The sequence below is a fragment of the Bradyrhizobium cenepequi genome, assembly GCF_020329485.1.
Classification (GTDB): domain Bacteria; phylum Pseudomonadota; class Alphaproteobacteria; order Rhizobiales; family Xanthobacteraceae; genus Bradyrhizobium; species Bradyrhizobium cenepequi.
Genome location: NZ_JAGKJI010000005.1, coordinates 243,374 through 249,724, shown reverse-complemented (window position 1 = coordinate 249,724; position 6,351 = coordinate 243,374). Strand labels below are relative to the sequence as shown.

Genomic DNA, 6,351 nt, shown 5'->3' with positions numbered 1-6,351 from the left:
GGATCGCGGCGGCTGGCCTCCTCAAGCTTGGCCTTCAGCCGCTCTGCTGCGGCTTCGGCGGCATCGCGTTCTCCCGCCGTGGTCGCGCCGAAATATAGCGCCTCCACCTTCTTTAGCCGCTCCCGAAGCTGGTCTTCAATCAGCATAACCTCGCTCCTCAAGCAAACGAGGCCATCGCACGAACCGGCCGTCAATCGCGGAAAACACGCCGTCCACACATCATCGCACCGCAGCCATGGGATACCCACACCGGTTCCGCCAGAACCAAGGGGCCCCGCGGCCTTGGGCGGACGCTTACCCCATTCCCGGGCCCCGGCCTCACCATCCGCTGCCCCGGCGACATCACGAAAGAGAAGCTCGACATCCTCCGCCAGGCCGACGCCATCTACATCGACCAGATCCGTAAGGCCGACCTGTACGATGCAATCTGGCAGGCGTTCGCGGTGCTGCTGCCGGTGAAAACGGTCGGCGTGATGGGCGACGGGCGGACCTACGAATATGTCATCGGCCTGCGCGCGGTGACCTCGACCGACGGCATGACCGCGGACTTCTATCAGTTTGACATGTCGTTCCTTGGCGCGACTGCGACGCGGATCATCAACGAGGTGAAGGGCGTCAATCGCGTGGTGTACGACGTGACGAGCAAGCCGCCGGGGACGATCGAGTGGGAGTGAGGGGGCAAACGGCGGCGATAGCGTAGTTTCGGCGGCAATTTGTGCCGTCGCTTAATTGTCGTTCCCGTCCGCGTTTCACCCCTATCGAGCTGGCGTTCTCCATCTCTGCGTCGCAGGTCCGATCTGCGCTCAGTTTCAGGATGATGTAAAAGTCGCTCTAAAGGGTGGGAGTGCTCTAGCGTAGAATATCGCGCACAAAGGCGGGTCTGCTTCACATCATCCAGCAGCAACAGCGTCTTTTGCCGGAACGCCACCACGATGGCCTCCTCGGCCGGCATCAGCACCGTGCTCCTAGGCGCCTTCGGTCCCATCGGCGCATCGGCCGTCGTGGTCCGCTTGCGCCACTTGGCCGCGGTCCTCGGGTTCAGGCCGTAGCGGCTTGGCAAGGGACCGGGTGCTTTCTTGCGACGCTTGGAACTCGGCTCGAAGATGCGGCGTCGTGCGGGCGCTGCCGTGAAGAACACTTGCCATAGCGCATCTTTCTCCTGACGACTCAGGATCATGATGCACCATCACTCCAGGGGACTACACACCTAGGCCCGCTCCACCATTCCTTTCGCGACGATCGGTCGGATCAGGCCTTGTCGAGCTTGATGCTGGTCGCATCGGCCGTCAGATAGCCGACGGCCGCGCCGAAGCGGTCCTTGTAGTTCGCGCGAACCAGCGGATCGAGCGTATCCTTCACCTTGGCGTGGAACTTCTCCCAGTCGCCCGGATGCTGGAAGTTGCTCATCACGTAGGTCCAGCCGTTGAGCTCGTCGACCGCGTGGAGGCCGGTCGATTCCGCGCCCGCCGGCACCGACATGATGCGCGACAGCTGCTTGGTGTTGACATTGTAGGCCCACAGGAAGTTGTTGACGTGCATGCCGCTGTCCTCGCCGATGAACAGCGTGCGCAGGCGCTCGGAGAACTTGATGTTGTCCGGGTTGCCGATCTTGTCCGGGTTGGCGGTGTTGCCGAGCGCGTCGGAGGCGATGTCCTCGCCCGTCAGCACGAAGCGGGTCTCGAACGGCACCCACTCGCTGGCGATCGCCTCGCCGCCGCTGTCCTTCTGGCCCCCACCCATGGCGTGCGCCAGAATGCCGCCCGCCTCAAGCGCCTTGTCCAGTGCCATGCCCGAGGTCTCGTACCAGCCCTTGCCGCCCTTCACCATCGAGTCCTTGATGGAGGAGATTGCCGAGTAAGCGACCTTGTCCTTAGCGTTGACGGTGGTGCCTTCCATCTTGGTGAAGGCCATGCTGCCGCCCATCAGCGCGGCGTAGCGGTGGGTTTCCAGGAAGGCCGCGGCCTTTTCCATGCCCGGCTTCAGCTTCACCCAGTGGAACGAGCCGCCCATCGCGATCCGGGTGTAGCCCGGATCCTTGGGGTCCTCCTTTGCGATCTCCATAATCTCCGCCGGCTTCACCGTGTCGGCGAGTTTCTCGATCTCGGCGCTCGTAGCGTGGCCGAGCTTTACCCACGTGACCTTGTCGGCCGGCGCCGCGGTGTCGGTCGAGAGCTTGCCGCCGAGCTTCGCGACGTAGAGCGTCCCGGCCGAGAGGTCCGCTTCCTTGTCGGCGACGAACATGAACAGGCCGCCATTGGTCGCGTCGTCGCCCATCAGCAGCGTGCGCTGGTCCGGCATCACCTGCACCAGCTCGTGCGAGATCCGGCCGATGCAGTAGTGCTTGGTCAGCGTGCCGGTGCCGTCGGCGTTGACCCTCACTTCCGGCAGGTGACCGTAATGATAGGGGTTCGCCGCCTTCTCGTCGCCAAACAGGTTCTTGCTGTAGGCCAGGAGCTGCTTGTTCGAGGAGGCCGAGAACGCGTCCGGCTCGTATTCCTCGCTCGAGAGGTGGGTGTTCCACGGGGAGAGGCTGGCGCCGCAGGTGATCCACAGCCCGTGCGCCTGAGCGGTGTCGACGTTGTGGTACTTCACCAGGCTGAGCTTCCCGGTGCCCGGATCCTGATCGAGCGTCAGGACGGCGATCGGCGAGGGCATGCGGCCGTAGGTGTCGTCGCCCTTCTGGTCGCGCGACATGTATTCGAACTGGACGACGGCGAACACGGTTTCGCCCTTCACGCCGTCGACCTTTGCGCCGGCGATCGGCGCCAGCAGCGAGGTGCCGTCCGGGCAGTCCGAGAAGAAGTGGCGCTCCTTGCCCGGCACCGAGGTGTCGATGATCGGCTTGTTGTGGATGTCGTAATAGCCGCCGGCCAGGATCTGCCCGCCCTTGCCGTCCGGCACCATGTCGCCGGTGAGAAAGAACGGCTGGTAGGACAGCTTGAACGCCTGCGTGCTTCCGTTGGCGAGCGTGACCGTCAGCTCCGAACCAACCATCGTGGTCGCCATGGCGGCCGGATCGGCCAGCGAGGGCACGGCCATCGAGCTGAACGTCGCCGAGGCGAAGCCCGCCGGCGCGGCGGCGGCGTCGCGCGCCGTGCCGAGCGCCAGCAGCGAGGTGGCCGCCGACGTGCCGAGCGGCAGCATCGGGACGCCAGCGAGGAACTTCAGTGCCTGGCGGCGCGAAGCGTTGGTCGAATCGAACATGTCTTGGCCTCCGGTTTCTTTCGGGGTCGGGGCCCCGGCGGCGACAGGTTTCGTCGTCAGCAACGGACGAACCCGTCGTGTCTGCGGCCTGATCCGATTAGAACGGTTATAAGACGCTTTGATGAACCCGGGGGGCTCGCTCCTGTCAAACGGCGCGTCGTATCCCTCCGGTTAGAGCCGCCTTGCGTGGAGTGACGCAAATCGTTGAGCACGGTATGGACGGACATGCGGACAGTGCTTTCGAGCGGCTTGAGGTTGTCGAGACGGGGCGCCGGCGCCGCTGGAGCGAGGCGGCGAAGGCCTTGCATCGAACATACCCTCGGACGCCATGTCCAAATCGTAATGGAAGGCCTGGAGACGGGAAGAGGGCAGCGGCGTAGCGTGGCGTAAAGATCGGTCGGTCGGACCTGGGCTGCGCGGCCTAAAGCCCTGCGTCCCAGTAGGGCGTGCGCCCGAACTATCGGGCGAGGTGATCGACGAAAGCGCGGACCTTCATCGACATCAGCCAGTTGTCGGGATGGACGGCATAGATCGTGCTCGCTGGAGGCCCCCAGGCCGCAAGTACGCGTCGCAACGCGCCAATACGGAGCGGCTTGGACACCGCCCAGCTTGGCAGCACGGCGACTCCGACGCCGTGTAGGGTGCGTTCTGGCTGATCGAAGCGGGCCCGATGGGCGACGCGCCCGAAATTCCCACGCCACCTGAGCGGTTGGATCCTCGCTCAGTCTCGCCGCCAGCAAGGCGGGTCGCCGCATTCGCGGCATTGGTTGCCTTCGATGGTCCGGCCGCCCGGACGGGTCAAGCGACGATCGCGCATGGGCGGCCTTCGCAAAGCTGACGCGAACGCCGCGTAAGTCCTCTTGATCGGCGCCACTTTGTCGTGATGCCGTTTCAGCGAAACTTAAGCGGTTCGGTGCAGCCTGCGGCTCTGTTTCATGTCCCGGAGAATTGAAATGATCGCCCGTGCACTCGCTGTCGCTACCGTCCTGATGACCGCGATGCCGGCGCCCGCCGCTGCGCAGGACACGGCCGCCGAACAGGTCACATCCGGCGTGCAATACGAGCTTATCGGCCGCTGGGATGCCGACAGGCTCACCAAGATCCTGACCGAGGACACACCCAAAGTCTTCGGCGTGACTGTGAAATACACGGCGGCGAAAAACGCGGTGAAGCTGTACCGCGTGACGTACTCGTCGGTGATGCCGGAGCGCGGCAATAAACCGATCGTCGCGACGGGCCTCATCGCGGTCCCGGATATCGCTGGCACGTCGTTCCCGATGGTGTCGTATCAGCATGGCACCGTCTACGAAAAGACGCAGGTGCCGTCTTATCCCGATCAGTCGCCGGAAACGCAGCTCGCGGTCGCGCAGTTCGCCGGGCAGGGCTACATCGTCATCGGCGCCGATTACTTCGGCATGGGTTCGTCCAAGGAGCCGGAAGGCTACATGGTGAAAGCCAGCCACCAGCAGGCGACCTACGACATGCTGATGGCGAGCCGCGCGGTGCTCGCGCACATGAAGCTGACGAGCACCAAGCTGTTCATCAGCGGCTGGTCGCAGGGCGGCTTCGTTACCATGGCGTTCCTGGAAAAGCTCGAAGCGGCGGGCGTCAAGGTCGACGCCGCGGCCACGGCCAGCGCGCCGGTCGATATCTTTGTCGCGCTCAACGGCTTTCTCAACTTCCCGCGCAAGAACGACGCCAACTGGGTGAACTCGCTGTTCATCCTGTCGTCCTTCGCGTTCGAAAATTACTACGGCGTGCCGGGACTGGCGCGTTCGGTGATCGCCGAGGACTATTACGACATCGCGCGCAAGGCTTACCTGCGCGAGCCGTTCAACCCGTCGGATGTGCCGACCGACCTGCACAAGCTGCTGCGCGCCGACTATTTCAACCCGCAATTCTTCGCGGAGTCGGCCTATGGCCGGCTGGTGGCGCAGACCACGGCCTACCGCTGGGTCATCAAGTCGCCGGTGCGCAACTATTACGGCGAGGCCGACGAAGCGATCAGCACCGGGCTCGGCCAGCTGGCGATGTCCTATCAGCGCGCCATCGGCAACGGCAATCCCCAGGTCGAGGCCATCTCGACCGGACAGACCAGCCACCGCGGTACATACGCGACCGCCGTTCCGCAATGGAAAACCTGGTTCGACGGGCTGTGATGACGCGACCGATACCGACCGCTCTCATGACGACAAGCCTGAGGACCTGTGCGGCGAATTCTCGGGCGCGAATGGCGAGCAGGGCGTTCGCCTGACGGATAACGCGGCGTGTGGCGCCAGCATTGACGGTCTTTTTTGATCGAGGTGATCCGATCCCTCTCGTGAAGCCTCCGAAAATCGACCGATCGATTGCCGATAGTTGCCGAAACCGACCAAATCGCGGATAGCAGAGGACACTCGGGCGAATCCTAAGCCATCGATAGTAGTCGATAGATTCTAGGCGACCCGCAGATCTTCCGCTCCGTCGGGCGTCTCCCCGCTCTTTCGAACGGCGCCGATGCGCCGATTACCGCTCCTTCTTGAACAAATCCTGGAAGATGAGCTGGCCCCAGACGCGGCCGCGTGCGTGCACCAGCGCGCCACCCCCCGTTGAGCTTTCCCAGCTTGACGGGTGCGAACCCGAGTTGTTTGGCCAAGGCCACCACGGGAGCGGTCGCGTCCTCGTCGTCGCTCGACAGAAAGACGACCCGGTAGCCGCCCTCGACGATCGGATCGGCAGCCAGAGTGGCCGCAATCAGGTGATTGAAACCTTTCACGAGCTTGGCGCCGGTGAACGCCTTCGCGACGAAGGCGGAGGACGGGAGACCGTCCAGCTCTTCAGGGGGAACTAACGCGTTCATCGCGTCGATGACCGTCTTGCCTTTCCAGCTCGGCAGAGCCTTCGCAACCTCGCGATGCTCCCCGAACGGGACCGCCAGGATGATTGTGTCCGCCTCGAGCGCATCTTGCAGCGACTTGGCGACGACCGTGGGTCCAATCGCCCGAGCCTGCGGCGCCAATGCCTCGGGCGGTCGGCGGCTCGCGACGGTCACGTCGATGTTTTTACGGGCGAAGGCGTGGGCGAGGGCCTGGCCTATCTTACCGAATCCTACAATTGCACAGCTCATAATGCTTCTCCGATCCGTGTTGATATTGATTCTCCGGTCTT

3 protein-coding genes and 3 pseudogenes are annotated in these 6,351 nt (G+C 63.8%); 2 read left to right on the top strand and 4 right to left on the bottom strand.

The features are described from left to right. Positions 1–275: 275 nt before the first annotated feature. A pseudogene (locus tag J6497_RS09445) lies at positions 276–674 on the top strand (GMP synthase (glutamine-hydrolyzing)); the annotation flags it as partial. A gap of 212 nt (positions 675–886) precedes the next feature. Here J6497_RS09445 and J6497_RS09440 read toward each other — a convergent pair. From J6497_RS09440 to J6497_RS40930, 3 genes and pseudogenes are all read right to left on the bottom strand, one after another. Continuing rightward, positions 887–1,145, bottom strand: a pseudogene (locus J6497_RS09440) (IS481 family transposase); the annotation flags it as partial. A 103-nt stretch (positions 1,146–1,248) separates the two neighbouring features. Continuing rightward, positions 1,249–3,204, bottom strand: coding sequence for a PhoX family protein (locus J6497_RS09435; RefSeq protein WP_225703970.1), 1,956 nt, complete (start codon positions 3,202–3,204; stop codon positions 1,249–1,251). Between the two features lie 457 nt (positions 3,205–3,661). Beyond that, positions 3,662–3,919 (bottom strand): LysR substrate-binding domain-containing protein, encoded by a 258-nt coding sequence (locus J6497_RS40930; protein WP_225703989.1) that lies wholly within the window; start codon positions 3,917–3,919, stop codon positions 3,662–3,664. 238 nt (positions 3,920–4,157) lie between these two features. On the opposite strand from J6497_RS40930, the gene J6497_RS09425 reads away from it, so the two are divergent. Continuing rightward, positions 4,158–5,363, top strand: coding sequence for an alpha/beta hydrolase family protein (locus J6497_RS09425; protein ID WP_376708185.1), 1,206 nt, complete (start codon positions 4,158–4,160; stop codon positions 5,361–5,363). A 346-nt stretch (positions 5,364–5,709) separates the two neighbouring features. Here J6497_RS09425 and J6497_RS09420 read toward each other — a convergent pair. Further along, positions 5,710–6,310 (bottom strand): annotated as a pseudogene (locus J6497_RS09420) (NADPH-dependent F420 reductase). Between the last annotated feature and the right edge of the window lie 41 nt (positions 6,311–6,351).

Bases quoted from the DNA above. Each gene is read 5' to 3' on its own strand.
- J6497_RS09425 (WP_376708185.1), top strand. From the start codon at position 4,158: ATGATCGCCCGTGCACTCGCTGTCGCTACCGTCCTGATGACCGCGATG.
- J6497_RS09435 (WP_225703970.1), bottom strand. From the start codon at position 3,204: ATGTTCGATTCGACCAACGCTTCGCGCCGCCAGGCACTGAAGTTCCTC.